A 24,037-nucleotide genomic window follows, 5' to 3' on the forward strand; every position below is an offset into this window, starting at 1 on the left:
TTTTGACAATGGCGAACCCACACGCATGGTCAGCCTCGACCGTTTCGAACTGTTTTGCGCCGTGGTGCAGGCAGGCTCCTTCACCGGCGCCGCCGAGCGCTTGCAGCAAACCCGCGCTGCGGTCAGCTTCAGCATCAAGCAACTGGAAGCTGAATTGGGCGTCACCCTGCTGACCCGCACCACCCGGCGCATCGCCCTGACCGATGCCGGCGAGCGCTTTTACCAGCGTTGCCTGCTGTTGGTCGAAGATGCCCGCATCGCCATCGACGAAGCGCGCGCCGAGCACGCCAGCTTGCAGGGCAGCCTGCGGATTACCACCACGGTCGAGTACGGGCTGAAGGTGCTCGCCCCGGCACTGCAAGCGTTCTGCCGTTTGCACCCGCAGCTGAGCGTGCGTCTGGAAACCCACACCGCTCAGGTCGACCTGGTGCGCGAGCGCTTCGATGTCGCCATCCGCCTGGGCCAGGCACACGACTCCGATTACCGTGGCGTATGCCTGGCGAGCTACCAGGTGCGCCTGGTGCTGGCGCCCGGCCTGCTGGCTGCCCACGGCGAGCAGTTGATCAACTCACCCGCGCGCCTGGCTCAGCTGCCGCAACTGGTGCACAGCCGTTTCGAGCAGAACAACCGCTGGGCGCTGGTCGACAGCAAGGCGCGCAGTTCGGAGTATGTCCCTCAGGGCACGCCATTGCTGATCGCCGACAACGCCTCGATCCTGCGTGCCTTTGCCGTGCAGGGCGCAGGCGTGGCGCTGCTGCCGGACTGGCTGGTGGCCGATGAGCTGGCCAGCGGGCAGTTGCTCGATGGGCTGCCCGGCTATGGTTTTGCGCCGCAAAGCGTGTATGCCCTGTATCCGTCCAGCCGCCACGTACCGCGCAAGGTCCGCGCCTGGATCGACTTCATCAAGGCTCACCTTGCCCAAGCGCGCCACATCGAGGCGGTTCTCACGCCACCGGCTTGAGGTGCAGGCTTGCCTAGAGGGGATGGGTCCACTTTTCGAGCGCCAACGCGTCGGCGATTTTCGTGGCGTATTCAGTGGCGTCGATGTTTTCTTCGTTGCACAACACCGCAACGGTGGTCTGCGCATCCGGAAAGTACATGAACTGCGTCGCATAGCCGGCCCAGCCGCCGGAGTGTTCAAGCAGGCGCGTGCCTTTGTACAGGCGCGGCGACAAACCCATGGCGTAGTCCTCATGGTGCCTTGCCACCCGCGGGCCACTTCTGGACATCACCGCCAGCAGGTCGGGGCCGCCCACTTTGCCGCTGTGCAGATTGGCTCCCCATTTCATCAGGTCGCGTACGCTGGAATGCACCTGGCCGTCGCCGGTCACCTCCCACGGGCTCTCATACCGTTTGACCGGGCCCCACAGCGCACGCGTATAACCCCGCACTACAGCGAAATCAAGCGGGTACTGGTCGACAATCCGGGTATGGGTCATCTGCAACGGTGTGAAGATCGCCTGCTGGGAAAAGCGCCGGATGCTCTTGCCGCTGACGCGCTCGACCACCAGCGAGAGCATGAAGTACCCGCTGTTGCTGTAGGAAAACTCTGTGCCGGGGGCAAACTCCGCCTGTTTCTGTGCTGCCAGCAAGGCGAGTGCCTGGGCCTGGGTCAGGGGCTGGGTATCGGCGATGCCTTGAGCCTGGGCGGCATCCTCGTAGCTGGGCAGGCCACCGCTGTGATGCAGCAGGTGGCGCAAGGTCACCGGATCGGCGTAACTGCCCAGCTCAGGTACGTAGCGGCGGATAGAGTCATCCAGCGACAACTTGCCTTCGCGGGCCAGCAAGTGAATGGCGAAGGCGGTGAATTGTTTGGAAACCGAGGCAAGGTTGAACACCGAGTCGGCAGTCAAAGGGCTGCGCTGCTCGATGTCGGCATAGCCGGTAGCGCCTTCGAGCACAAAGGCCTGCTGTTTTTCCACACTGAAGACACAGCCGGGGCCAGCCTGTGCGGTGAGGCGCTTGAAAATCTGCTTCATGTCATTCTTGACCTGGGCAGGTGTGGTCTGCAGTACCTCGCTGAAGTACTCGGCGGCCGGGGTACTCAGATACTGCCAACTGACATCCATGGTGTTTCTCCCTCGTGGTTGATCAAGCAGGCCTGATCATAAGAACCGCGCTGATGATTAACTTGAGGGCATTTGTGAAAAAGTGCGGCGGACGGTTAACAGGTTTCTCTGTTCAGGCCAGGCCGTTCAGGTTGTTGAGAAAATCCCCGAAGCCGCCGCGCACCCGGCAGTCCTTGCGGCTGCTGGTCGACACGCTGTTGCGCGCGGTCCAGACGATATGTGCGCCGCTTTGCTGCAGGTCGTTGACCAGTTGCACATCCTCGTGCAGCGGCAATGGCTGGAACCCCCCGACCTTTTCGTAGGCGCGGGCGCAGATGCCGAGGTTGGCGCCGTGTATGTGCCGGTGGCCTTCGCAGGCCTGGTAATGGGCCAGGTAGCGTTCGCGCAGCGCCGCATCCTGGTGGGCCTGCCAGGTTTCAACATGCACCGTGCCGCACACCGCATCGGCAGCAAAGGCCAGCTGGCATAACAGCCAGTCAGCCGGTACGCAGCTGTCGGCATCGGTGAAGGCCAGCCAGCGCGCGCCACGCTCGAGCATCAACGCCGCACCGGCGCGGCGCGCCTGGCCGACATTGCGCGCCTGGACCTTGAGCAGCTCCACGCCATGGGCGCGGGCGACGGCCTCGCTGGCATCGCTGCAAGCGTCCAGTACCACCACTGTCTGTACCTCTTCGCCCCGCGCCGTTAGCGTCCGGGCGGCACGGCCAAGGGCGCGCAGGCAGCGGCCGAGCAGTTGTTCTTCGTTATGCACGGGGACAATCACGGCAATCATAGGCAGGGCTCGTCAAGGTCGATGGCATAAGGCTGGACGCACCAGTATTCAAGAACAAAGTCAGCCTCTTCGTGGCGCAGGCTGCGGTACAACGGCAAGCGCTCCGCCAGCAGTTCATGGACCTGGTGGCCGGTTTGCGGGCAGCCGTCGATCGGGTGCAACCAGTGGCACAGCAGCAGGGCGCCGTCAGAGGTCAGGCTGGCCGTGGCGCGCTCCAGTACTTCCAGCCACTGGCCGGGGTCCAGGTAGTAGCCGATCTCGCTGAGCACGATCAGCTCGAACTCGCCGGCCGGCCAGTCGCCAGGCAGGCAGCCTTGCATGACCTCGGCGTTGGGCCATGGCCGCAGGCGTTCAGCGGCCAGTTGCACGGCGGTGGCGTTGAGGTCCTGGCACAAAAGGCTTTCGCAGCGCTCGGCGAGGGCGGCGCTGAGTTCGCCATTGGCGCAGGCCGGCTCGAATACGCGGCCGTAGTACTGGCGCGGCAGGCTGGCCAGCAGCAGCTCGCGCTTGCGTTTTTCGTACCAGCGGGTGCGAAACGCCCAGGGGTCGTCGCTGTGCGCGAACAGGTGCTCGAAGTAGCTGGCCGAGACGCTCATGTGAACACCAGTTCGAAGGGTTGCTGCAGGCGGGCCAGGGCCTCGCGGTCAAGCACCGGCGGGGTCTGCTCGTCGGCCTGCAACTGGCTGGTATGGGCGGCGATGGCCTGTTGCTTGAGGGCCAGCACCGCGCGGTCGAGAAACAGCTTGTGGGCGCGCTGCCAGGGCAGCCGCGGGTCGCTGGGGCGGGCCCAGTGCCAGGCCCAGATCGGCACTTCGATCAAGCGCGCACCGACAGTGTCGCAGGCGCGGGCGCAAGCGCGGCCTACTGCTTCATGGTCGCAGTGGCCGTCCAGGCGCCAGGTGGTCAGCACCCGGTCGCTGGCGCGCAGTAGCTGCACCAGGCGTTCGGCCAGCCAGCGTTCATGGTTGGCCACGGCGCTGTCGGCCAGGCCCAGGCGCAGCCAGCTCAGGCGGCTCAGGTCCAGCCCGAGGCGGCGCAGGGCATCGGCGCTTTCCCGTGGGCGCTGCTGGCGCAGGCGTTCGCTGGTCCAGTGGCGCGAATCGGGGTGGCTGGCCTCACCGTCGCTGACCGAGACCAGCAGCAACTCGTGTTCACGGCCGCGCATGCCAGCCAGCACGCCGCCGCAGCCGAGCACTTCGTCGTCCGGGTGCGGGGCGACCACCACCAGGCGCCTGCCAACAGGCACCAACTGGTCATGGGTAATTGCCGGCACCGACTGCAGGATCGCCGACGCTTGCCAGTGCGCCAGCGGTGTGCCCGGCGCCTGGATCGGGTTTTGCGGTGGTTGCAGGGTCATAGCCGCCAGCCTCCCTCTGGGGTTGCACGCACTTGCCGGCCCAGCTCGGCCAGGTCGCGCTCGGCATGGCTCTGGCGCAGGAACACCGGCAGGTCGGCGCTGAGCCGGGCAAACTGGCTGTCGCGACAGAACGGCGTCGCCCCCAGGGCCCGGCCGACGTGATCGAGCACACACAGCGCGGCGTTTTCGACCTGCGCGCGCAGGCGCCGGACGCTCAGCTCGGCATCGCTGCCAGGGTGGCCGTCGATCCACGCCGCGGCTTCGTGCAAGGCCGCCCGGGCACCGGCAAGCGCAGCGTCGACTGCACCCAGATGCGCCTGGGCGTGGGCGTCTTCATGGCTGCGGCAGTGTTCGAGCAAAAACTCGCCCAGGGTTTGCGCCGCGCCGTACCAGCAGGCAGCGATGCCAGCGCCACCGTGCCAGAAGCCCGGTCGCGACAGGTACTGGCCGCTGCTGCCGACCAGGTGCGCCGGGCAGTCGTTGAACTCGACATCGACGCTGGCGGTAATGGCCATGCCGACCGCCTGCCAGCCGTCATTGAAGATGCGCAGCGCCGGTTGGTTCAAGGCCACCGCCACCAGTTGCGGACGGTCTTGTTCGTCCCAGGCGGTGAGCAGCGCCCGGTCGATCTGCAGGGCGCCGGAGCACCAGGCCTTGCGGCCTTGCAGGTGCACGTCGTTGCCGGTGCGACGGACGATACGCACCCGCGCATTGGCCGGCTCGGCTGCCCATACCCCCCAACTGCCCGCCGGGTCCAGATGGCTGGCGGCGCACTCATGGATGATCGCCAGGGCGTCGGTGTGGCCCTCGAACAGCTTGGCCAGGGCCAGATCAGCCCCGGCGACCTCGGCCAGTACCTGCCAACGCTGCAGGGTGCGGCCATGGCCGGGCAGCGGCAGTTGGTCGAGACCGGTCTCCCGGCATTGTTCCAGGCAGCGTTGCAACTGGCGGTCGAGGGTCAGCGCCTGCGGGCGACGGGCGAAGGTCTGTAACAGCTCCAGGTGGTTCATGGCTCAACCCCCATGCGCCGGCGCAGTTCCTTGCTGATCGACTGGCGTACCTGGCCATACCCGGCCCAAGGGTCATCGCCTGCGGCCAGGCGTTCGCCGAGGTTGAGCAGGTTCCACTGGTTCGCGCCTTTAAGCTCGGTCAGCTCTTCACGGCGAATCGGCACCGACACCGGCAGCCCTTCGCGGGCGCGGATCGAATAGGCACAAACCGTGGTCGCGCCTTTACCGTTGCGCAGGTAGTCGATGAAGATCCGCCCGACCCGGTTCTTCGGCCCGGACACCGCCGACAGGCGCTCGGGGAACAGCCCGGCCAGGTGCTGGACCATAGCGTGGCTGAAGCCTTTGACCTCGTCCCAGCCGGCGCGCCGGGTCAGCGGCACGACAATGTGCATGCCCTTGCCGCCGCTGGTCTTGAGGAATGACTGCAGGCCCAGTTCGTCGAGCAGCGCCAGGGTCAGCTGGGTGGCTTCGAGCATGGCCTTCCACGGCAGCGCCGGGTCGGGGTCGAGGTCGAGGATCAGGCGGTCGGGCCTGTCGAAATCCTTGGCGGTGGCGTTCCAGGTGTGCAGCTCGAGGGTGTTCATCTGCACCGCGCCGAGCAGGGTCCGGGCCTGGTCGATGATCATCAGCGCCTGGCCGGCTTCGGCCTTGGCGTGGCTCTCAAGGCCCGGGATGTTCAATTGCGCGGCGTTCTTCTGGAAGAACAGCTCGCCGGCCAGGCCATCGGGTGCGCGCACCAGCGCCACCGGGCGGCGCTTGAGGTGCGGCAGGATCCACTCGGCGACCTGGGCGTAGTACTCGGCGACCTGGCGCTTGCTGATGCCGGTGCTGGCGTCGATGACGCGGTCGGGGTGGGTCAGGTGCAGGTTGGACGTTTTGCTTGCCGGGGTTTTCACGGGTTGCTCCAGGCCAATGGCCTTGGCTGGTTTGTCGTCGCGCAGGCCATGAAACACCGAATGGCGGACCACGCCGTCGCGGGTCATCTGCGCATAGGCGACCTCGGCCAGCAGCCTTGGCTTGAGCCAGTGCACCCCCCTGGCCTCGGCGCCGCTGGGCGGCTTGGCAAACTGCGGCCTGGCCACTTCGAGGGGTTTGAGGCGCTGGTGAATATGGGCCAGGGTCGCGCTGTTGAACCCGGTGCCGACCTTGCCGGCATAGCGCAGCTCGCCGTTGTCATCATGCAGGGCCAGCAACAGCGCGCCGAAGGCCTCGCGCGAGCCCTTGGGCTCGGTAAAGCCGACGATGACGAACTCCTGGCGCTGCTTGCACTTGAGCTTGATCCAGTCGCTGCTGCGCCGGTTCAGGTAGCTGCTGCCCAGGCGTTTGCCGATCAGGCCTTCCATCTGCATTTTGCAGGCGCTGTCGAGCAGCGATTCGACGCTCTGGTCAAAGTCGGCGGAAAAGCGCAGGCGCTTTTCATCGGCCTTTTCCAGCACCTTTGCCAACGCCGCACGCCGTTGCTCCAGCGGGCACTGGCGCAGGTCCATGCCGTTGAGGTAGGGCACATCGAACAGGTAATAGAGGATCTGCTCGTCGCGTTGCTGGTCGAAGGCATTCTGCAGGGCCTGGAAATCCGCGACGCCGTGCTCATTGGCCACCACCATCTCGCCATCGAGCCAGGCCGAGTGCAGGCCGAGCCTGGCCAGGGCCTTGGCTTGCCGGGGCAGCCTGTCGGTCCAGTCATGGCCGTTGCGGGTGAACAGGCGCACCTCGTCACCTTCGATGCGGGCGAGGATGCGGTAGCCGTCGAACTTGACTTCGTAGCGCCAGTCGCCTTCGGGCGGCGTCTCTACCAGGGTGGCCAGTTGCGGCTTGAGCGAGGCGGGCAGGGCAGCTTTTTTCGCGCCGCCGAGTTCGCTGTTGCCGTCTGCCTTGGGTGTGCGCGTGGGCAGCGTGCGTTCGCTGACCACGCTGTCCGGCTCGGCTTCGAGAATGTCGTAGTCGGCCTGCGGGCGCGCCTGGGCATCGTCGGACTTGATCAGCAGCCACTGCTCCTTCTTGCCGGCCAGGTGAGTGCGAAACAGGTTCCAGATGCCCGAGAGTTTCTCGCCCTGCAGGCGAAAGCGCAGCTTGCCCTTGGCATAGGCCTTGTGTGGATCTTCTTCGGGAATCCATACCCCACGGTCCCAGACGATCACATCACCGGCACCGTAATGGCCTTCGGGGATGGTGCCTTCGAAACTGGCGTAGTCCAGCGGGTGGTCTTCGACGTGCACGGCCAGGCGCCGGACCTTGGGGTCCAGCGACGGGCCCTTGGGGATGGCCCAGCTTTTCAGGGTGCCGTCCAGCTCCAGGCGAAAGTCATAGTGCAGGTGGCTGGCGTCGTGTTTCTGGATGCAGTACTGCAGGGCGTGGGCGGTTTTTTTGCCGCTGCGCTGATGGCCTGCGGGCTCCGGGGTAGCGTCGAAATTGCGCTTGCGCGCGTACTCCTGCAACGGCTTGGCCATGGCGGTGTCCTGCGGCTTTTGGGCGGGTCCTAAGCATTGGGATAGGGCGGCAGGGGTGGGAGTTCAATCGGCTTTTGTTCGAGGTGGGGCCGCTGCGCACCCCATCGCCGGCAAGGCCGGCTGCCACAGGGTGCCAGCGGTCGGTGTATCAGCCTTGTTTCTTGATGATTGCCTCACTGATGCTCGCCGGCGCCTCGGCGTACTTGGTGAACTCCATGGTGTAGCTGGCGCGGCCCTGGGTCATCGAGCGCATCTGTGTGGAGTAGCCGAACATCTCGCCCAGCGGCACTTCCGCGCGCACTACCTTGCCCGCCGGGGTCTCGCCGCCTTCCTGGATCATCCCGCGGCGCCGGCTGAGGTCGCCCATGATGTCGCCCTGGTATTCTTCGGGGGTCACCACTTCGACTTTCATCACCGGTTCCAGCAGCACCGCGCCGCCTTTTTGCGCCAGTTGCTTGGTGGCCATGGAGGCGGCGACCTTGAAGGCCATCTCATTGGAGTCGACGTCGTGGTACGAGCCGTCGAACACCGTAGCCTTGAGGCCGATCAGCGGATAACCGGCGAGCACGCCGTTTTGCATTTGTTCTTCGATACCTTTCTGGATCGCCGGGATGTATTCACGCGGCACCACGCCGCCGACCACTTCGTTGACGAACTCCAGGCCCTCCTTGCCTTCATCGCCCGGGGCGAAGCGGATCCAGCAGTGGCCGTACTGGCCGCGACCGCCGGACTGGCGAACGAACTTGCCTTCGATCTCGCAGGTGTTGCGGATCTTCTCGCGGTAGGCCACCTGCGGCTTGCCGATATTGGCCTCGACGCCGAACTCGCGGCGCATGCGGTCGACGATGATGTCCAGGTGCAACTCGCCCATGCCGGAGATGATCGTCTGCGCCGTCTCTTCGTCGGTGCGCACGCGAAACGACGGGTCTTCCTGGGCCAGCTTGCTCAGGGCGATGCCCATTTTCTCCTGGTCGGCCTTGGTTTTCGGCTCGACCGCCACCGAGATCACCGGGTCGGGGAAGTCCATGCGCTCGAGGATGATCGGCTGGTTGATGTCACAGAGGGTGTCGCCGGTGGTGACGTCCTTCATGCCGATCAGCGCGGCGATGTCGCCGGCGCACACGTCCTTGATCTCGGCGCGCTGGTTGGCGTGCATCTGCACCATGCGCCCGATCCGCTCCTTCTTGCCCTTGACCGAATTGAGCACGGCATTGCCGGAGCTGAGCACGCCGGAGTAGACCCGGGCGAAGGTCAGGGTGCCGACGAAGGGGTCGGTGGCGATCTTGAACGCCAGCGCCGAGAACGGTTCGTTGTCGTCGGCATGGCGTTCCAGGTGCTTGTCTTCGTGGTCCGGGTCGGTGCCGTTGATCGCCGGGATTTCCGAGGGCGCCGGCAGGTAGTCGATGACCGCGTCGAGCATCAGCGGCACGCCCTTGTTCTTGAACGACGAGCCGCAGATCGCCGGGACGATCTGGTTGGCCAGGGTGCGCTGGCGCAGGCCGGCCTTGATCTGCTCGTTGCTCAGCTCCTGGCCGTTGAGGTACAGCTCCATGAACTCGTCGTTGGCCTCGGCGGCGGCCTCGACCATGTGCGCGCGCCATTCGTTGGCAAGCGCGAGCATGTCGGCGGGAATCTCTTCTTCGCGGTAGCTGGTGCCCTGGTCGTCGTCGTTCCAGTAGATGGCCTTCATCTTCACCAGGTCGATCTGCCCGGCGAAATGTTCCTCGGCGCCGATCGACAGCTGGATCGGCACCGGGTGGTGGCCCAGGCGCTGGTCGATCTGCTTGACCACGCGCAGAAAGTCCGCGCCCTGGCGGTCCATCTTGTTGACGTAGGCCAGGCGCGGCACATGGTACTTGTTGGCCTGGCGCCAGACTGTTTCCGATTGCGGCTCGACACCGTCGGCGCCGCTGAACACCACCACCGCGCCGTCGAGCACGCGCAGCGAGCGCTCGACCTCGATGGTGAAATCGACGTGGCCGGGGGTGTCGATGATGTTGAAGCGGTACTTGTCGGGGAACTGCTTGGTCGAGCCCTGCCAGAACGCCGTGGTCGCCGCCGAAGTGATGGTGATGCCGCGCTCTTGCTCCTGGGCCATCCAGTCCATGGTTGCGGCGCCGTCGTGCACCTCGCCCATCTTGTGGTTGACCCCGGTGTAGAACAGGATGCGTTCGGTGGTGGTGGTCTTGCCGGCGTCAACATGGGCGACGATGCCGATGTTGCGGTACAGCTCGATAGGGGTGGTGCGCGCCATGAGGGGTCACCTGTGTGTGATGCACAAGAAGAGGGTATTCCCAAGGTAGCAGAAGTGCAGCGCCTTGCACGGCGGGCCATGGCTGAAGCAGGTTCATCCATGGGCTGAGCAGGCATCGGTTGTAAAGCGCCCGGGGCTGTCGCTTAATCGCTGTATTCGCCTCATGGAGCTGCCCGATGCCGCTGGAAAAATCCGTTACTGCCTGGTGCCAAAGTCATCCGTTGATCGCAGGTCTTGTGGCGCTGCGCCCGACCTGCTGGTTCAACCCGGCCCTGGCGCCGAGCGCCGAAGCTCTCGCTGACGTGGCGCTGACCGCTGCGGATATCCGTGAGGCCAGCGCGCGGCTCGAACGCTTTGCCCCGTTCATCGCCTCGGCGTTCCCCGAAACCTCGGCCAGCGCCGGCATCATCGAATCGCCGTTGATGGCGCTGCACGCGTTGCAGGCGGTGCTGTGCGCCGAGCAGCAACTGCCAGTGAACGGCGCGCTGTGGCTCAAGGCCGACAACCTGCTGCCGATTTCCGGTTCGATCAAGGCCCGTGGCGGCATCTATGAAGTGCTCAAGCATGCCGAAGACCTGGCCCTCAAAGGCGGCCTGCTGCAACCGGGCGACAGCTACGCCAGGCTCGACAGCGATGCCGCCCGGGCGTTCTTCGGCCAGTACAGCGTGGCGGTCGGCTCCACCGGCAACCTGGGCTTGTCGATCGGCATCATCAGCGCGCGCCTGGGTTTCAAGGCCACCGTGCATATGTCTGCCGATGCCCGCCAGTGGAAAAAGGAGCGCCTGCGCGCCTGCGGCGTCGAGGTGCGCGAGTACAGCGCCGATTACAGCGTGGCGGTGGAGCAGGGCCGTAAGGAGGCCGAGGGCGATGCGCACTGTCACTTTGTCGATGATGAAAATTCGCTGAACCTGTTCCTCGGTTACGCCGTGGCCGCCGAGCGCCTGCAGCGCCAGTTGGCGGAACAGGGCATCGTGGTGGATGCCGAGCACCCGCTGTTCGTCTACCTGCCTTGCGGCGTCGGCGGGGGGCCTGGTGGCGTGGCCTTCGGCCTCAAGCAGATCTTTGGCGACGCGGTGCATTGCCTGTTCGCCGAGCCGACCCACTCGCCGTGCATGTTCCTAGGCGTGTACACCGGCCTGCACGACGCGGTGTCGGTGTACGACTTCGGCATCGACAACCAGACCGCCGCCGACGGCCTGGCGGTGGGCCGGCCCTCGGGTTTTGTCGGCCGTTCGTTGCAGCGCCTGGTCGATGGCTACTACACCGTCAGCGACGCCACCCTGTACCGCCAGCTGGCGCAGATGCAGGCGTGTGAGGGCATCGAACTCGAGCCGTCGGCGCTGGCCGGGCTCGCGGGCATGTGCACTGTGCTGCAGGAGCAGCAGGGCTACCGTCAGCGCCTGGGCTTGAGTGAGGCGCGCATGGCCCGCGCCACCCACCTGGTGTGGGGCACCGGCGGCAGCATGGTGCCGCGCGAGGAGATGGACCGCTACCTGGCCAGGGGCCGCGCAGAACTGGCCGGTAACTGAGCATGCTCAACCTGCCCGATCGCCTTGGCAGCCGCAAGAGCTGCGCCCAGTTCGCCAACCTGCACACCTTTGTCGCGGTTGCCCGGCACCTGAGCTTCAGTCAGGCCGCGCAAGAGCTGTGCCTGACTGCCAGCGCCGTCAGCCATCGCATCGCCCGCCTGGAGCAAGCCCTGGCGTTGCGCCTGTTCGAACGCCTGACCCGGCGCATTCGCCTGACCGCTGAAGGCGAGCGCCTCTATCAAGTGCTGCAAGGCTTGGAAGCGCAACTGCAAGAAGCCCTGCAACCGTCGACTGAAGAAGTCAGCGGTGCCTTGAGCCTGTATGTACGGCCGTCGCTGGCCCAGCACTGGCTGGTGCCGCGCCTGGCGGATTTCCAGCAGCGCTATCGGCAGGTCAGCCTGGACATCCGCACCGGCAACGAGCCGGTGGATTTTCGCACCCGCCCGGTGGACCTGGCCTTGTTGTATGGCCATGGCGAGTTTCCCGGGCTGGCCAGCCAGTTGTTGATGGATGAGCACGTCGCCCCGGTGTGCAGCCCGCAGTATGCCGAGCGCCACGGCCTGATCGACCACCCCGGGCGCCTGGCCCAGTGCACCTTGCTGCACGATGCCCTGGCCTGGGAACATGCCGCCTTCGACGCCGAGTGGCAACGCTGGGCCGGCGAGCAGGGCGTACAGCAGCACCTGCCCGCCCGCCACCTGACCTTCGACCGCTCCGACCTGTGCAGCGCCGCCGCCAGCCACCATGCCGGCGTGGCCATCGGTCGCCAGCGCCTGGTGCAACCCTTGCTCGACCAGGGCGCGTTGATCCTGCCCCTGGGGGGCTTCTGCCAGACGGCGGGGCAGGGTTATTACCTGGTGCATCCGCCGCGGGAGAGGTTACCGCTGCGTTTGCGGGTGATGATTGAGTGGTTGCGCGAGTGCGCGCTCAATTGACTTCGATCCAGCGCCCCTCCTGGCGATCCGACTGCACACACGCCTCGATAAATGCCATGCCGCGCAGGCCGTCTTCAGCGGTCGGGCACAGGCGTGCCAAGGGCGCCGGGGCGCGCTGTTCGCGGCGGGCCCTGATCAGTTCGGCGGCGTCGCTGTAGATGTTGGCGAAGGCTTCGAGCAGGCCTTCGGGCTGGCCGGCCTTGATTCGCGTGGCTTGTCTGGCGGCATCGCTGAGCCAGCTTTCACCCCGGCGCAGCACCTGGTGCGGCTGGTCCTGGTGGCGCAGTTCGAGGCGCTCGGGTTGTTCCTGGTGCCAGTACAGCGAGCCGCTTGAGCCAAAGATCCGGATCTGCAAGCCATGGCGCTGGCCGGCAGCGACGAAGCTTGCCCATAGCAGGCCTCGGCCGCCGCCGCTCAGGCGCAGTTTGACGTGGGCGTTGTCGTCCGAGGCGCGGCCCGGCACCAGGGTGCTGAGCTCGGCCGAGACCTGGCTGACCTCCTGGCCTGTTACAAAGCGCAGCAGTTGGTGGGCATGCACGCCGACATCGGCCAGTACCGACGAAGCGCCGGCCTGGCTGGGGTCGGTGCGCCAGGCCAGGGCCTTGACCCCTTGCTGCTCCAGCGGGTGGGTGCCGAAGGCGCTGGCGTGCTCGACCTGCACCAGGCGCACCTCGCCGATCGCACCCTGGGCGATCAGTTCGCGGGCTTCGCGAATCAACGGGTAGCCGCTGTAGTTGTGGGTCAGCAGGTGCAGGGCCGGGCCTTGGCGAACCTGATCGAGCAGGGCATTGGCCTGGGCAAGGTTCGCCGCCAGCGGCTTGTCGCAGATGACATCGATACCGTGCTTGAGAAACGCAAGGCTGGCCGGTACGTGCACGGCATTGGGCGCCATGATCGCCACCACCTGGATGCCGTCTGCGCGGGCGGCTTCGGCCCTGGCCATGGCTTCAAAATCGGCATAGGCGCGCTCTGGCGCCACGCCATAGGCCTGGGCTGCGGCCAGGTTGCGCTCGGGGTCGCGGGCGAAGACCCCGGCGACCAGCTGGTAATGGCCGTCCAGGGACGCCGCGTAACGGTGAGTCGAACCGATCGACGACTCCAGGCCGCCGCCGACAAAGCCCAGGCGCAGTCGTTGTTGTGGGTTGGCCATGGTTTTCATTGGGCGCCTCCGTTGGCGTGCTTGAGTTCGCGGGCAAAATGTTCGATCGCCAGCACGTAGCCGTGGGTGCCGAAGCCGGCCAGTACCGCCTTGGCCACCAGCGACACATAGGAGTGGTGGCGGAAGGCTTCGCGGCGGTGGACGTTGGAGATGTGCACCTCGATCACCGGTACCTCGGCGGCAATCAAAGCGTCGTGAATTGCCACCGAGGTGTGGGTCCAGGCGCCGGGGTTGATGACGACTCCGGCGACCCGGCCACGGGCCTGGTGAATCCAGTCGATTAGTTGGCCTTCGTGGTTGGTCTGCTGGAACTCAAGCTTCAGCTCCAGGCGCCGGGCGGCCTGCTGGCAGAGGTTTTCGACATCGGCCAGGGTTTCGCGGCCGTAGACTTCGGGTTGGCGCAGGCCGAGCATGTTCAGGTTGGGGCCGTTGAGCACGAGCAGGGTATTCATGGCTGGTTTCCAGTCAGGGCGTTGGCGCGCAGGGCGTCGTAGGTGGGTTTGTCCAGGCTTACCGCGTCGGCTTTGCCGACGCTGGTCGATGGGCGTGCGGTAGGTTTCCGGGGCGCTCCAGGCGGCGATGGCCGACAGCGCGGTGACCAGGCAGGTGATGGCGCCGATCAGCAGCGGCACGTTGTCGGAGCCCGGCGGCGCCACGGCGGTGAACAGCGCCGGCAGCAGGGCGGTGATCATGTAGCCGATGTTCTGCGCCACGGCCATGGCCGAGACCCGGTAATGGGTCTGGAACTGCTCGGGGAAGAAGCTTGGGAAGATGGCGTTGTAGCCCTGGTAGATCATCCCCCACATCAGCAGCGAGGCGGCAAACGCCAGCGGCAGGTTGTGCAGGCTGATGGCATAGAGGTAAAGGAACGACATCAACCCGCAGCCGATGGCGCTGCCGATGATCAGCGGGCGGCGGCCGATGCGGTCGGAGAGGTTGCCGACAAAGGGGATCACCAGCACTGCGACGATGTTGCCGACCACCGGGATCCACAGGTACACGCTCTTGTCAAAACCCACGCCGTAGGCCGGCTGTACCGCATAGGCGGCGCCGAACACGGTGGTCACCACCGGGATCACGTTCATCAGCGACACCCCGAGTACTACCAGCATGCCGCGCCAGCTGTGCTTGAAGGCTTCACCGATGGGCGAGCGCTGGCGCACCACCTTGGCGACTTTCTGGGTGAACGCCGCCGGCTCCTCGACCTCGCGGCGGATGATGAATGCTGCCAGCAGCACGGCGGCACTGAGCAGGAAGGGGATGCGCCAGCCCCAGCTGTTGAAGGCCTCTTCGGGCATGAAATAGGCCAGCGGCAGGAAGATTGCCGCCGCCAGCACCTGGCCGGCCTGCACGCCCTGCAGGGTGAAGCTTGCGTAAAAGCCACGACGCCCGGGCGGCGCATGTTCGAGGATCATCGAGCTGGCACCGGCGATTTCCCCGGCCACGGCAAAGCCCTGGACCAGGCGTAGCACCACCAATAGCACTGGCGCCCAGTAGCCGATCTGGTTGTAGGTCGGCAGCAGGCCGACGGCGAAGGTGGCCAGGCCCATCAACAGCATGCACAGCAGCAACACATGCTTGCGCCCGCGGGTATCGCCCCAGTGGCCGAGCACGAAGGCGCCGACCGGGCGCGCCAGGTAGCCGACGCCGTAGGTGGCCAGGGAGGCGACGATGGCCAGTTTCGGGTCGCTGGAAGGGAAGAAGATCTGCGGGAAAATCAGCGCCGCAGCCTGGGCATAAATGAAGAAGTCGTAGTACTCGAGCGCCGAGCCGACCCAGCCGCTGGCCGTGGCTTTCTTGGTTTGCCGGGCTGCATGCAGCCCTTGGGGATGGTTGGCCATCTGTCTGTCTCCGTTTGTTGTTGTTATGGAGCGGTAGGACTGGATAAAAGGCTTCAGAGGCTGTCGGTGTCGACGATCTGCCCGCTGCGCGCGGCGCTGCTGATGGCTTCGACGATCTGCAGGTTGCGCAGGCCGTCGCGCACGCTCACCAGCGGCGCTTGTTCGCCACGCACCACCTGGCAGAAGTGCGCCAGCTGGCGGGCCAGCGGGTCGGCGCTTTGCAGCGGCGCCACGGCGGTGCTGAAGGGTTTCCACCATGAGCGCTCGGCAGATTGCTCGTAGTACTTCAGACGCATGGTCGGGATCGACAGCGTGCCCTGGGTGCCGCAGATCACGTAGCAGTCTTCGTCGGCGTAGCTGGGGTAATCGGGGTTCTCCCGCGCGGTCTGCTCCCAGCTGCGGGCGCAGGCGGCGGTGTCGCAGAGCATGAAGGTGCCGAGGGCGCCGTTGGCAAAGCGCAGGCTGATGGCGACGCTGTCTTCCACGGCAAAGCCACGGGTGGCGCTGGAAGCCTGGGCCTGCACGGCGACGATCTCGCCGCACAGCGAACGCAGGTTGCCGATCTCGTGGATCATGTTGATTAGCACCGGCCCGCCGCCGAGCTGCCGGCGCCAGGGCGCGGCGTCGAAATAGTCGTCGGGCTTGTAGAACAGCGCGCTGCCCATCACCGCCACCAGGTTGCCGAGCAAGCCTTCGGCGATTACCTCGCGGGCCTTGGCGAGGATCGCGCTGTGGGCACGGTGATGGCCGACCAGCAACCGCGCACCGCTTTGCTCGGCGACCGCCAGCAGGCGCTTGCCTTCCTCCAGGGTGTGGGCCACGGGTTTTTCGATCAGCGCGGCAACGCCGTGGTCGACGCAGGCCAGGGCGCCTTCGACATGCAGGTGATTGGGCGTAGCGAGGATCACCCCGTCCGGGCGCTGCTCGGCAAACAGTTGCTCAAGTGAAGGGTAGAGGGCAACGCCGTGGCTGGCTGCCAGCTCGGCGGCGGCCGGGGCCGGGTCGATCAGGGCGGCCAGTTCGCACTCGGCGCTGGCCTGGATCAGTTCGATATGCCTGCGGCCAATCAGGCCGGCACCGGCAACGGCAATGCGAAGTTTGTTCATGGCGCTCTCGTTATTGTTATGCGGACCGCGGCAGCGGTTTTGTGAGAGGCTAATAAAAAACTCCCAGGAGATAATCGGGCCAGATGAAGAATCAGAATGCGCTATTAGCGAATAATGAACCGCTGCTGCGCGACCTGCAGTTGTTCTGCGAAGTGGCGCGCCGCTCAAGCTTCATCGCCGCCGCCACCGAGATCGGCCTGTCGCCGGCGCATGTCAGCAAGCGCATTGCCACCCTCGAGACCTTGCTGGGGGTCAAGCTGTTCAACCGCACCACGCGGCGGGTGAATATCACCAGCGACGGCGAGGCGGCGTTCATCTGGGCGCAGAAGATTCTCGAGAACGTCGAGTCGATGCTTGAGTCGTTGTCCGCTGCCCACAGCGAGCCGCGCGGCACCCTGCGTATCAGCACCAGCCTGCGCCTGGGCCGCGAGCACATCGCGCCGATCTTGTCGCTGTTGCGCAAGCGTCACCCGACCCTGGATATCTGGCTGGAACTGCTCGACCGCCGGGTCGACCTGATTGGCGAGAACTTCGATATCGACATCCGCGTCGGCGAGGTGCAGGAAAAACACCTGATCGCTCACCGCATTGCCGAGAACAAGCGGGTACTGGCGGCATCGCCGGATTACCTGGCGCGGCGCGGCCCGGTGCGGGTACCGGCGGAACTGGCCCAGCACGATTGCCTGCTGTTTCGCAGCCGCGACGACCGCTTTGGCGTGTGGCGACTGGTCGGCCCGGGCGGGCCGGAAACGGTCAAGGTCACCGGTCCCATGGCCGCCAACCACAGCGATATCGTCCGCCAATGGGCGATGGACGGGCACGGCATCATCATGGCTTCGTACTGGGACGTGGCCGCCAGCTTGCAGGAGGGGTCGCTGGTCAGGGTGTTGCCGGCATATCACCAGCCGGCGGATGTCTGGGCGGTGACGGCGGCGCGTTCGGGTAGCTCGGCGAAGGTCCGCAGTTGCGTGGCGTTCTTGCGTGAGCAACTGGCGCAGGGGCCGTTTGCGCTGGCGGTGGGTGGCTGAGGGGCATCGCGGGCAGGCCGTCGCCGCATCGCCGATCCCACAGGTGCTGTACAGGCCTGGAAGTGTGGTAGTAACTGTCTTAAGAAGCTTGCAAGTATTGGGGCAGCCAGGCTGTGTTTGAGCTGATCCATTTGATGATGAGACGCTGCCGGCGCCTTCCGCCCTTACGGCGGGTCACTTTTGCTTGGCGGCAAAAGTAACCAAAAACGCCCTGTCCCTTCATCGGCCCTGCGCTGCGCTCCGGGTTCCCTCCTTCCACCCTTGCTCCCGTGGGGGCGCGCCGAAGGGCCGTCCCTGGCCCTACGGCGCTCGCCGGCCATCCATGGCCGTCGCCCCACTACGCAAGGGTTCCACTCGGCCTTCTGCAAGGGACGATAGGTGGCGTCTGCAATTACGTACATCTAGAAGCAAAGGTGAGGTGTGAGCAGCATCGCCAATGGATCAGCTCGCGCCTCTAAAAGCCTACGCTACCTGTGGGAGTCGGCCTTGCCGGTGATGGGCTGCACAAGCAGCCCCAAGCACTCAATCGCCGGCTTGCACCTGCAGCATCCACTGCCCGTCGATTTCACGCACCAGGCCGCTGGCCAGGAACAACGGCAGCAGGCGCTTGTGCAGCTGCGGTTCAACAAAACCTTTCACTGCGCTCAGGTCCAGCGCACCCAGCGCCGGCAGGTCGGCCTTGGTGTACGAAAGCCAGGCCTTCTTCAGTGCATTGAGCACATCGCTGCCCGCGGTGTTGGCAAAGCGCCGGTTGAGCGTCTGGCCGTCGAGCACGAAGGTGTGCTGGTACTCGTAGCCCGTTTCGTCACCGCCGCTGGTGCGGCAGCGGATACAGGTGCAAGGCCCGTCGCCGAAGGCTTTTTGCAGGTAGTTGTTGAAATCCACCACGGGCTTGAGCCCCAGGCGCTTGTCGACCTCGAACATGTCCGAGGTCAGGTTCTGTTCAGCACTCAATGTCATTCCTCTGACAGGTTTTACCGGGGGGCACAATACCAGCCGGGGCGGGCCGAGGGTACCTTCGTGCGTCGCCTCGTCGATAGGCGCGGGCTTTTTCCGGGCCGCTCCATTACCCTATGCGCCCGTGAGCGTCAGCAGACGCCGATAGAATTGTCGTTGGAGTTCGACCATGTACAACTACACAGCCACCGTAACCGTCAGCGACGACCTGCATGCAGACGTTGAAGCGGTGGAAAACGTTGCAATTCGGGTGGGTCTTGAAGCCGTTACCGAGACGCTGAAGAAGGTCCACTTTGTCGGTGCCCTGGCCGCTCCGGACAAGGCGACGCACATCTGCGTGACCCTCGATAACGGCCTGAGCTACTACGGCCCGATCGTTAACGGCCATGCCGAGCTGGAAGGCGGCTGGATCGCCTTTGAATGCGACATGCTTACTCCGCAAGAACTGGGCCTGTAATCCGTTGGGCTACAGCACGCCAGCCCAGAACAACCCGGCCAGGTACAAGGCCACGCCAAACACCCCATGGGCCAGCAGGCTGCGTGCCCGCGCCACATTCGGCTTGGGGGTTTTCGAGGCAAAGACACCGGCGCCCATGCCGGGCTGCATGATCAGGTAGGGCGCCGCCACGGTCGCCAGGCCAAGCACAAATGCTGGCATAAACCGTGGCTGTTGCGCCCACTCCAGCCCGCAAAGGGCGAGCAGCAAAGCGGCGAACATCACCCCTATTAGGTAATGCGCACTCCAGCCGATCAGCCGTTCGTTGGCCAGCGCAGGCGCCTTGGCGATGCTCTGATGGGCGAACTGCCCGCGCGGCATATGGCCAATCCAGCGGCCGACCAAGCCCCAGTTCGGCCCGGCCATGCCCAGCACGCGCAGCTGGAACAGCGACCAGAGATCGGCAATGGCGGTGGCCGTTACGCCAATCAGTATCGCAAGGGTCAATCCTTCAAGCATGGCGTACTCCTTTTAATAACATTCAATAGATTGATTGAATGATTGGCCAATGCTACCTTGCTGTCAATGACTGATATGAAAACCCAGCAACACCAGCAGATTGCCGAGCTGGCGCGGACCCTTGGCCACGCCCACCGCCTGAATCTGCTCGAACAGATGGCGGGCGGTGAGCTGGCCGTCGAGCAACTGGCCCAGCAGTGCCAGCTGTCGGTGGCCAACGCCTCCCAGCACCTGCAGCACTTGCGCCGCGCCGGCTTCGTGCAGACCCGCCGTGATGGCAAGCGCGTGCTCTACCGGCTCAGCGCCGGGCCGATCACCGAGGTGCTGGCGGCGCTCGGGCAATTGGCCGCGTTCAACCGTGCGGCGATCCGCGAGCTGATGAGCGATAGCCTGAGTGCGCCTGAACAGCTGGAAGGGATCAGCAGGGAAGAGCTGCTTGAGCGTTTGCAGGCGCACAGCGTGACCCTGCTCGATGTGCGCCCGGCCGAGGAATTTGCCCAAGGGCACTTGCCGGGGGCGATCAATATTCCATTCAGCGAATTGCAGCAGCGCCTGGGAGAACTGCCGGCCAGCCAGGAAGTGGTCGCCTATTGCCGTGGGCCCTGGTGCGTGTTTTCCCGCGATGCGGTGACGGCCCTGAAAGCCGGGGGCTTCAAGGCGCGTCATTACCTTGCGGGCGTTGAGCAGTGGCCCGGGCCGCTGCAGGGTTAAGCCAGCTCGCCAAGGCAGCGTTCGAGGATATCAAGGCCTTCTTCCAGCACCTCAGGCTCGATGGTCAGCGGTGCCAGCAAGCGGATGATGTGCCGCGCCTTGCCGCTGGGCATCAGCAGCAGGCCGGCGCTCCTGGCAGATGCCAGCAGGTGTGCCAGCTGCGCCGTGGCCGGACTGCCATTGGCGTTGACCAGCTCGATGCCACGCATGGCGCCGGTGCCGGTCAGGCGGCCCAGGTAAGGTGAAAGTTTGTTGGCCTGCCAGCGTTTGAAGCGCCTGAGCAGCGCCGCTTCCTGCTGCTCGCCCCAGGTTGCCAGGTTGGCATCGTTCATTTCATCCAGGGTGGCCAGCGCGGCGGCGCAGGCTATTGGGTTGCCGGAGTAGGTACCGCCCAGGCCGCCTTTGGGCAGGTTGTCGACCAGCGCCTTGCGCCCGACCACCGCGCCCAGCGGCATGCCGCCGGCAATACTCTTGGCCAGCAACAGCAGGTCCGGCTCGATGCCCAGGCGCGGGAAGGCGAAGCGCTGGCCGGTGCGGCCAAAACCCGACTGGATTTCATCGATGATGAGCAGGATCCCGTGCTGGTCGCAGAAGCTGCGCAAGGCCTGGGCGAACGCAGGTTCCATAGCCAGGAAGCCGGCCTCGCCCTGCACCGGTTCAAAGATGAAGGCGGCCACGTCATTGACGTCGATCTCGACGCTGAACAGGCGCTGCATGGCCTCGAGCGCCTGCTCGGTGCTCACCCCGGTGTCCTGGCTGGGGAAGGGCAGGTGATACACCGGCCCCGGCAGCACGCCGACGCGCTGCTTGTAGGGGGCGACCTTGCCGTTGAGGTTGAGGGTCGCCAGGGTGCGGCCATGAAAGCCGCCGTCAAAGGCGATGATCGCAGTCTTGCCGGTGGCACCGCGAGCGATCTTCAGGGCGTTTTCTGCAGCTTCCGCACCGCTGTTGGTGAGCATGCCACTGAGCGGGTAAGACACTGGCACGAACTGCGCCAGCCGGTGCATCAGCTCGATGTAGGGCTCATGCCCGGCGGCGTTGAAGGCGTAGTGGGTCAGGCGCGTGGCCTGCGTCTGGATGGCGGCAACAATTCGCGGGTGGCAGTGGCCCAGGTTCAACACGCCAATACCGCCAACAAAATCAATATAACGTTTGCCGTCGGTGTCCCAGACTTCCGCGTTTTTACCGTGTGACAGAGTAATAGGGTGAACTACGGAAATAGACTGGCTGATAGTTTCGTGACTCATTTGCCCGCGGCCTCGCTGCAGTTTCTTATTATCTAAGCGAGCCGCGGTTATTCAGTGCAAACGAAATAAAGGATTGCAATCATTCCTTCAATTCCGGAACTTGCCCGCCACTGCCCACGCGCTCAACGATCCACTCGACAAAGGCGCGGACCTTGGGCACCTCGGCGGCATGCTCGGCGTGGGCGATAAAATGCGAGCCCTCGCTGGTTTTCGGGTGGTTCCAGGGGATCGCCAATTTGCCTTCGGCCAGCTCCTCGGCCACCAGATAACGCGGGACAAGGGCGATGCCGCAGCCGGCCTGGGCGGCGCGGATGCACATGTAGAAGGTGTCGAAGCGTGGGCCGTGGTAGCTGTTCTGGCTGTGCAGGCCCTGGCCGAGAAACCACTCATGCCAGGCCTCGGGCCGCGAGGTGCACTGCAGCAGGCGGTGTTCGGTGAGTGATTCGGCACTGTCGAAGTGCTGCCGGACCAGCAGGTCCGGGGCGCACACCGGCACCACCTGCTCCTTGAACAGCTCGATGCAGGTTGCCCCGGGCCAGGTGCCCTGGCCGAAAAAGAAGGCGATGTCGGCCTTGGCCTGAACCAGGTCGAAGGGCTCCAGTTCGTTGCGGATGTCCAGGTGAATACGCGGATGGCGCTCGCCGAAGCCCTTGAGATTAGGCACCAGCCAACGCTCGCCGAAGGTCGGCTGGGTGGCGATGCGCAGCACTTCGGTCTCGCCGCCATAACTGAGGATGTAGCGGCTGGACATGTCCAGTTGCACCAGGATCTTGTTCACCTCGGCCAGGTACAGGGCGCCGGCCGGGGTCAGGTGCAGGCGCCGGCGGATGCGCTGGAACAGCGGGTGCGAGAGCATCTCTTCAAGCTGCGCGACCTGCTTGCTCACCGCGCTCTGGGTCAGGTGCAGCTCTTGGGCTGCACGGGTAAAACTCAGGTGCCGGGCGGCGGCTTCGAAGCACTGCAGGGCGGTGGTGGAGGGCATCAGGCGTTTGGACATGGGCGGGTTCAACCTGGCGAAAAAGAGATGAGGTCATTCCGTTACGGAATCATGTGCTTCTAAAAGGTCGTTTGTGAGCAGCGGCCCTATAGATTAATACTGACCTGCATCAACGATTTCAACCCGTATCCGCTGTAGGAGAATAATAAGATGGTTGCTGAACTACTTACCCGTTTGGGCGTGCCTGAAAGTTTATATAACGGCGGCACTCATGCTGTTTTTACGCCCATCGACGGCAGCCAGATCGCAGCGCTTACCCTGGAAGACAAAGCGGCGGTAACCCGTCGTATCGACGCCGCCCATGGGGCCTTCTTGCGCTGGCGTGATGTGCCGGCGCCACGGCGTGGCGAACTGGTGCGGCTGTTCGGCGAAGTGCTGCGTGAGCACAAGGCTGCACTCGGCGAGCTGGTGTCGATCGAAGCCGGCAAGATCACCCAGGAAGGCCTGGGCGAAGTGCAGGAAATGATCGACATCTGCGACTTCGCCGTCGGCCTGTCGCGTCAGCTCTACGGCCTGACCATCGCCTCCGAGCGTCCGGGCCACCATATGCGTGAAACCTGGCACCCGTTGGGCGTGGTTGGAGTGATCAGCGCCTTCAACTTCCCCGTCGCGGTCTGGGCCTGGAACACCACCCTGGCATTGGTGTGCGGCAACGCCGTGGTCTGGAAGCCGTCGGAGAAAACCCCGCTGACCGCGCTGGCCTGCCAGGCGCTGTTCGAAAAAGCCCTGAAAGCCTTTGGTGATGCGCCAGAAGGCCTGAGCCAGTTGATCATCGGTGATCGTGAGGCCGGCGAAGCGCTGGTCGACGATCCGCGCGTGCCGCTGGTCAGCGCCACCGGCAGCACCCGCATGGGCCGTGAAGTCGGCCCGCGGGTGGCTGCACGTTTCGGCCGCAGCATCCTCGAACTGGGTGGCAACAACGCGATGATTCTTGCACCGAGTGCCGACCTGGATCTGGCCGTGCGCGGCATCCTCTTCAGCGCCGTCGGTACTGCTGGCCAGCGCTGCACCACCTTGCGCCGGCTGATCGTCCATCGCTCGATCAAGGACGAAGTGGTTGCTCGGGTCAAAGCCGCCTACGCCAAGGTTCGTATCGGCGACCCGCGTAAAGACAACCTGGTCGGTCCGCTGATCGACAAGCAGTCCTTCAGCGCCATGCACAATGCCCTGACCCAGGCCCGCGATGAAGGCGGCCAGGTATTCGGTGGCGAGCGGCAGCTGCAGGAGCAGTACCCGAATGCCTACTACGTGGCCCCGGCGATCGTCGAGATGCCTGGCCAGAGCGCCGTGGTTCGTCATGAAACCTTTGCACCGATCCTCTACGTGCTGGCCTACGACGAGTTCGAAGAAGCCCTGCGCCTGAACAACGAAGTGCCGCAAGGCTTGTCGTCGTGCATCTTCACCACCGACCTGCGCGAAGCCGAGCGCTTCCAGAGCGCCGCGGGCAGTGACTGCGGGATTGCCAACGTCAACATCGGCACCAGCGGTGCGGAGATTGGCGGCGCCTTTGGCGGTGAGAAGGAAACCGGCGGTGGCCGTGAGTCGGGCTCGGATTCGTGGAAGGCCTACATGCGCCGGCAGACCAATACCGTGAACTATTCCCGCGAGCTGCCGTTGGCGCAGGGGATTGTCTTCGACTGACCCGCGATAAGTACACCACCGT

21 protein-coding genes and 1 pseudogene are annotated in these 24,037 nt (G+C 65.0%); 7 read left to right on the top strand and 15 right to left on the bottom strand.

What is annotated here, in order from left to right; genetic code table 11:
* Positions 1-25 precede the first annotated feature (25 nt).
* On the top strand, positions 26-961 hold the full coding sequence (locus ACZ9A3_RS08540; RefSeq protein WP_093383815.1) for a LysR family transcriptional regulator: 936 nt from the start codon (positions 26-28) through the stop codon (positions 959-961).
* 13 nt (positions 962-974) lie between these two features.
* Here ACZ9A3_RS08540 and ACZ9A3_RS08545 read toward each other — a convergent pair whose 3' ends face one another.
* The 7 genes from ACZ9A3_RS08545 to fusA all read right to left on the bottom strand — a co-directional run bounded on the left by ACZ9A3_RS08545 (position 975) and on the right by fusA (position 9,909).
* Positions 975-2,069: a serine hydrolase domain-containing protein gene (locus ACZ9A3_RS08545; protein WP_258716927.1), complete on the bottom strand. Its 1,095-nt coding sequence runs from the start codon at positions 2,067-2,069 to the stop codon at positions 975-977.
* Positions 2,070-2,181: 112 nt separating this feature from the next.
* Positions 2,182-2,841: a glycosyltransferase family 2 protein gene (locus tag ACZ9A3_RS08550; RefSeq protein ID WP_476252383.1), complete on the bottom strand. Its 660-nt coding sequence runs from the start codon at positions 2,839-2,841 to the stop codon at positions 2,182-2,184.
* Entirely contained in the window at positions 2,838-3,437 is a 600-nt protein-coding gene (locus tag ACZ9A3_RS08555) for a class I SAM-dependent methyltransferase (protein WP_476252384.1), read from the bottom strand. The genes ACZ9A3_RS08550 and ACZ9A3_RS08555 overlap by 4 nt, the downstream gene beginning before the upstream one ends.
* A complete protein-coding gene (locus ACZ9A3_RS08560) occupies positions 3,434-4,198 on the bottom strand; it encodes a PIG-L deacetylase family protein (protein WP_093383806.1) in 765 nt (254 codons plus the stop codon). Before ACZ9A3_RS08560 ends, ACZ9A3_RS08555 begins: the two co-directional genes overlap by 4 nt.
* Complete coding sequence (locus ACZ9A3_RS08565) at positions 4,195-5,208, bottom strand: acyl-CoA dehydrogenase family protein (RefSeq protein ID WP_476252385.1); 1,014 nt, start codon at positions 5,206-5,208, stop codon at positions 4,195-4,197. The genes ACZ9A3_RS08560 and ACZ9A3_RS08565 overlap by 4 nt, the downstream gene beginning before the upstream one ends.
* Positions 5,205-7,655: a DNA ligase D gene (gene ligD / locus ACZ9A3_RS08570; RefSeq protein ID WP_476252386.1), complete on the bottom strand. Its 2,451-nt coding sequence runs from the start codon at positions 7,653-7,655 to the stop codon at positions 5,205-5,207. Before ligD ends, ACZ9A3_RS08565 begins: the two co-directional genes overlap by 4 nt.
* A gap of 148 nt (positions 7,656-7,803) precedes the next feature.
* Positions 7,804-9,909, bottom strand: coding sequence for an elongation factor G (gene fusA / locus ACZ9A3_RS08575; RefSeq protein ID WP_258597530.1), 2,106 nt, complete (start codon positions 9,907-9,909; stop codon positions 7,804-7,806).
* 176 nt (positions 9,910-10,085) lie between these two features.
* Between fusA and ACZ9A3_RS08580 the strand changes: the two genes are divergently transcribed.
* Entirely contained in the window at positions 10,086-11,438 is a 1,353-nt protein-coding gene (locus ACZ9A3_RS08580; protein ID WP_258610459.1) for a D-serine ammonia-lyase, read from the top strand.
* Between the two features lie 2 nt (positions 11,439-11,440).
* Positions 11,441-12,373 (top strand): DNA-binding transcriptional regulator DsdC, encoded by a 933-nt coding sequence (gene dsdC, locus ACZ9A3_RS08585; RefSeq protein ID WP_476252387.1) that lies wholly within the window; start codon positions 11,441-11,443, stop codon positions 12,371-12,373.
* Here the strand turns inward: dsdC and ACZ9A3_RS08590 are convergent.
* The 4 genes and pseudogenes from ACZ9A3_RS08590 to ACZ9A3_RS08605 form a co-directional block, all read right to left on the bottom strand.
* Positions 12,366-13,532, bottom strand: coding sequence for a Gfo/Idh/MocA family protein (locus ACZ9A3_RS08590; protein WP_476252388.1), 1,167 nt, complete (start codon positions 13,530-13,532; stop codon positions 12,366-12,368). The two genes, dsdC and ACZ9A3_RS08590, sit on opposite strands and share 8 nt — an antisense overlap.
* Positions 13,529-13,984 (bottom strand): type II 3-dehydroquinate dehydratase, encoded by a 456-nt coding sequence (aroQ, locus tag ACZ9A3_RS08595; RefSeq protein ID WP_045196826.1) that lies wholly within the window; start codon positions 13,982-13,984, stop codon positions 13,529-13,531. Before aroQ ends, ACZ9A3_RS08590 begins: the two co-directional genes overlap by 4 nt.
* Positions 13,981-15,373, bottom strand: a pseudogene (locus ACZ9A3_RS08600) (MFS transporter). The gene aroQ and the pseudogene ACZ9A3_RS08600 overlap by 4 nt, the downstream one beginning before the upstream one ends.
* A 53-nt stretch (positions 15,374-15,426) precedes the next feature.
* Positions 15,427-16,479: a Gfo/Idh/MocA family protein gene (locus ACZ9A3_RS08605; protein WP_258610463.1), complete on the bottom strand. Its 1,053-nt coding sequence runs from the start codon at positions 16,477-16,479 to the stop codon at positions 15,427-15,429.
* 83 nt (positions 16,480-16,562) lie between these two features.
* Between ACZ9A3_RS08605 and ACZ9A3_RS08610 the strand changes: the two genes are divergently transcribed.
* The gene (locus tag ACZ9A3_RS08610) at positions 16,563-17,507 is read left to right on the top strand and encodes a LysR family transcriptional regulator (protein ID WP_093383788.1); all 945 of its coding nucleotides are present in this window, start codon (positions 16,563-16,565) and stop codon (positions 17,505-17,507) included.
* A 522-nt stretch (positions 17,508-18,029) separates the two neighbouring features.
* Here the strand turns inward: ACZ9A3_RS08610 and ACZ9A3_RS08615 are convergent.
* A complete protein-coding gene (locus tag ACZ9A3_RS08615) occupies positions 18,030-18,461 on the bottom strand; it encodes a hypothetical protein (RefSeq protein WP_045196835.1) in 432 nt (143 codons plus the stop codon).
* A 172-nt stretch (positions 18,462-18,633) separates the two neighbouring features.
* Between ACZ9A3_RS08615 and ACZ9A3_RS08620 the strand changes: the two genes are divergently transcribed.
* Complete coding sequence (locus tag ACZ9A3_RS08620; protein ID WP_045196837.1) at positions 18,634-18,921, top strand: hypothetical protein; 288 nt, start codon at positions 18,634-18,636, stop codon at positions 18,919-18,921.
* Positions 18,922-18,930: 9 nt separating this feature from the next.
* Here the strand turns inward: ACZ9A3_RS08620 and ACZ9A3_RS08625 are convergent, their stop codons facing one another.
* Positions 18,931-19,419: a DUF2938 domain-containing protein gene (locus tag ACZ9A3_RS08625; protein ID WP_258597536.1), complete on the bottom strand. Its 489-nt coding sequence runs from the start codon at positions 19,417-19,419 to the stop codon at positions 18,931-18,933.
* Between the two features lie 75 nt (positions 19,420-19,494).
* Between ACZ9A3_RS08625 and ACZ9A3_RS08630 the strand changes: the two genes are divergently transcribed.
* A complete protein-coding gene (locus ACZ9A3_RS08630) occupies positions 19,495-20,130 on the top strand; it encodes an ArsR/SmtB family transcription factor (RefSeq protein ID WP_476252389.1) in 636 nt (211 codons plus the stop codon).
* Here ACZ9A3_RS08630 and ACZ9A3_RS08635 read toward each other — a convergent pair.
* Both ACZ9A3_RS08635 and ACZ9A3_RS08640 read right to left on the bottom strand, forming a co-directional pair.
* Entirely contained in the window at positions 20,127-21,377 is a 1,251-nt protein-coding gene (locus ACZ9A3_RS08635) for a 2-aminoadipate transaminase (protein WP_093383769.1), read from the bottom strand. The two genes, ACZ9A3_RS08630 and ACZ9A3_RS08635, sit on opposite strands and share 4 nt — an antisense overlap.
* A 79-nt stretch (positions 21,378-21,456) precedes the next feature.
* Complete coding sequence (locus tag ACZ9A3_RS08640; protein ID WP_213601541.1) at positions 21,457-22,374, bottom strand: LysR substrate-binding domain-containing protein; 918 nt, start codon at positions 22,372-22,374, stop codon at positions 21,457-21,459.
* A 150-nt stretch (positions 22,375-22,524) separates the two neighbouring features.
* On the opposite strand from ACZ9A3_RS08640, the gene amaB reads away from it, so the two are divergent.
* On the top strand, positions 22,525-24,015 hold the full coding sequence (amaB, locus tag ACZ9A3_RS08645; protein ID WP_213601540.1) for an L-piperidine-6-carboxylate dehydrogenase: 1,491 nt from the start codon (positions 22,525-22,527) through the stop codon (positions 24,013-24,015).
* The last annotated feature ends 22 nt before the right edge of the window (positions 24,016-24,037 follow it).

Source organism: Pseudomonas sp. TE4620 (assembly GCF_056279045.1).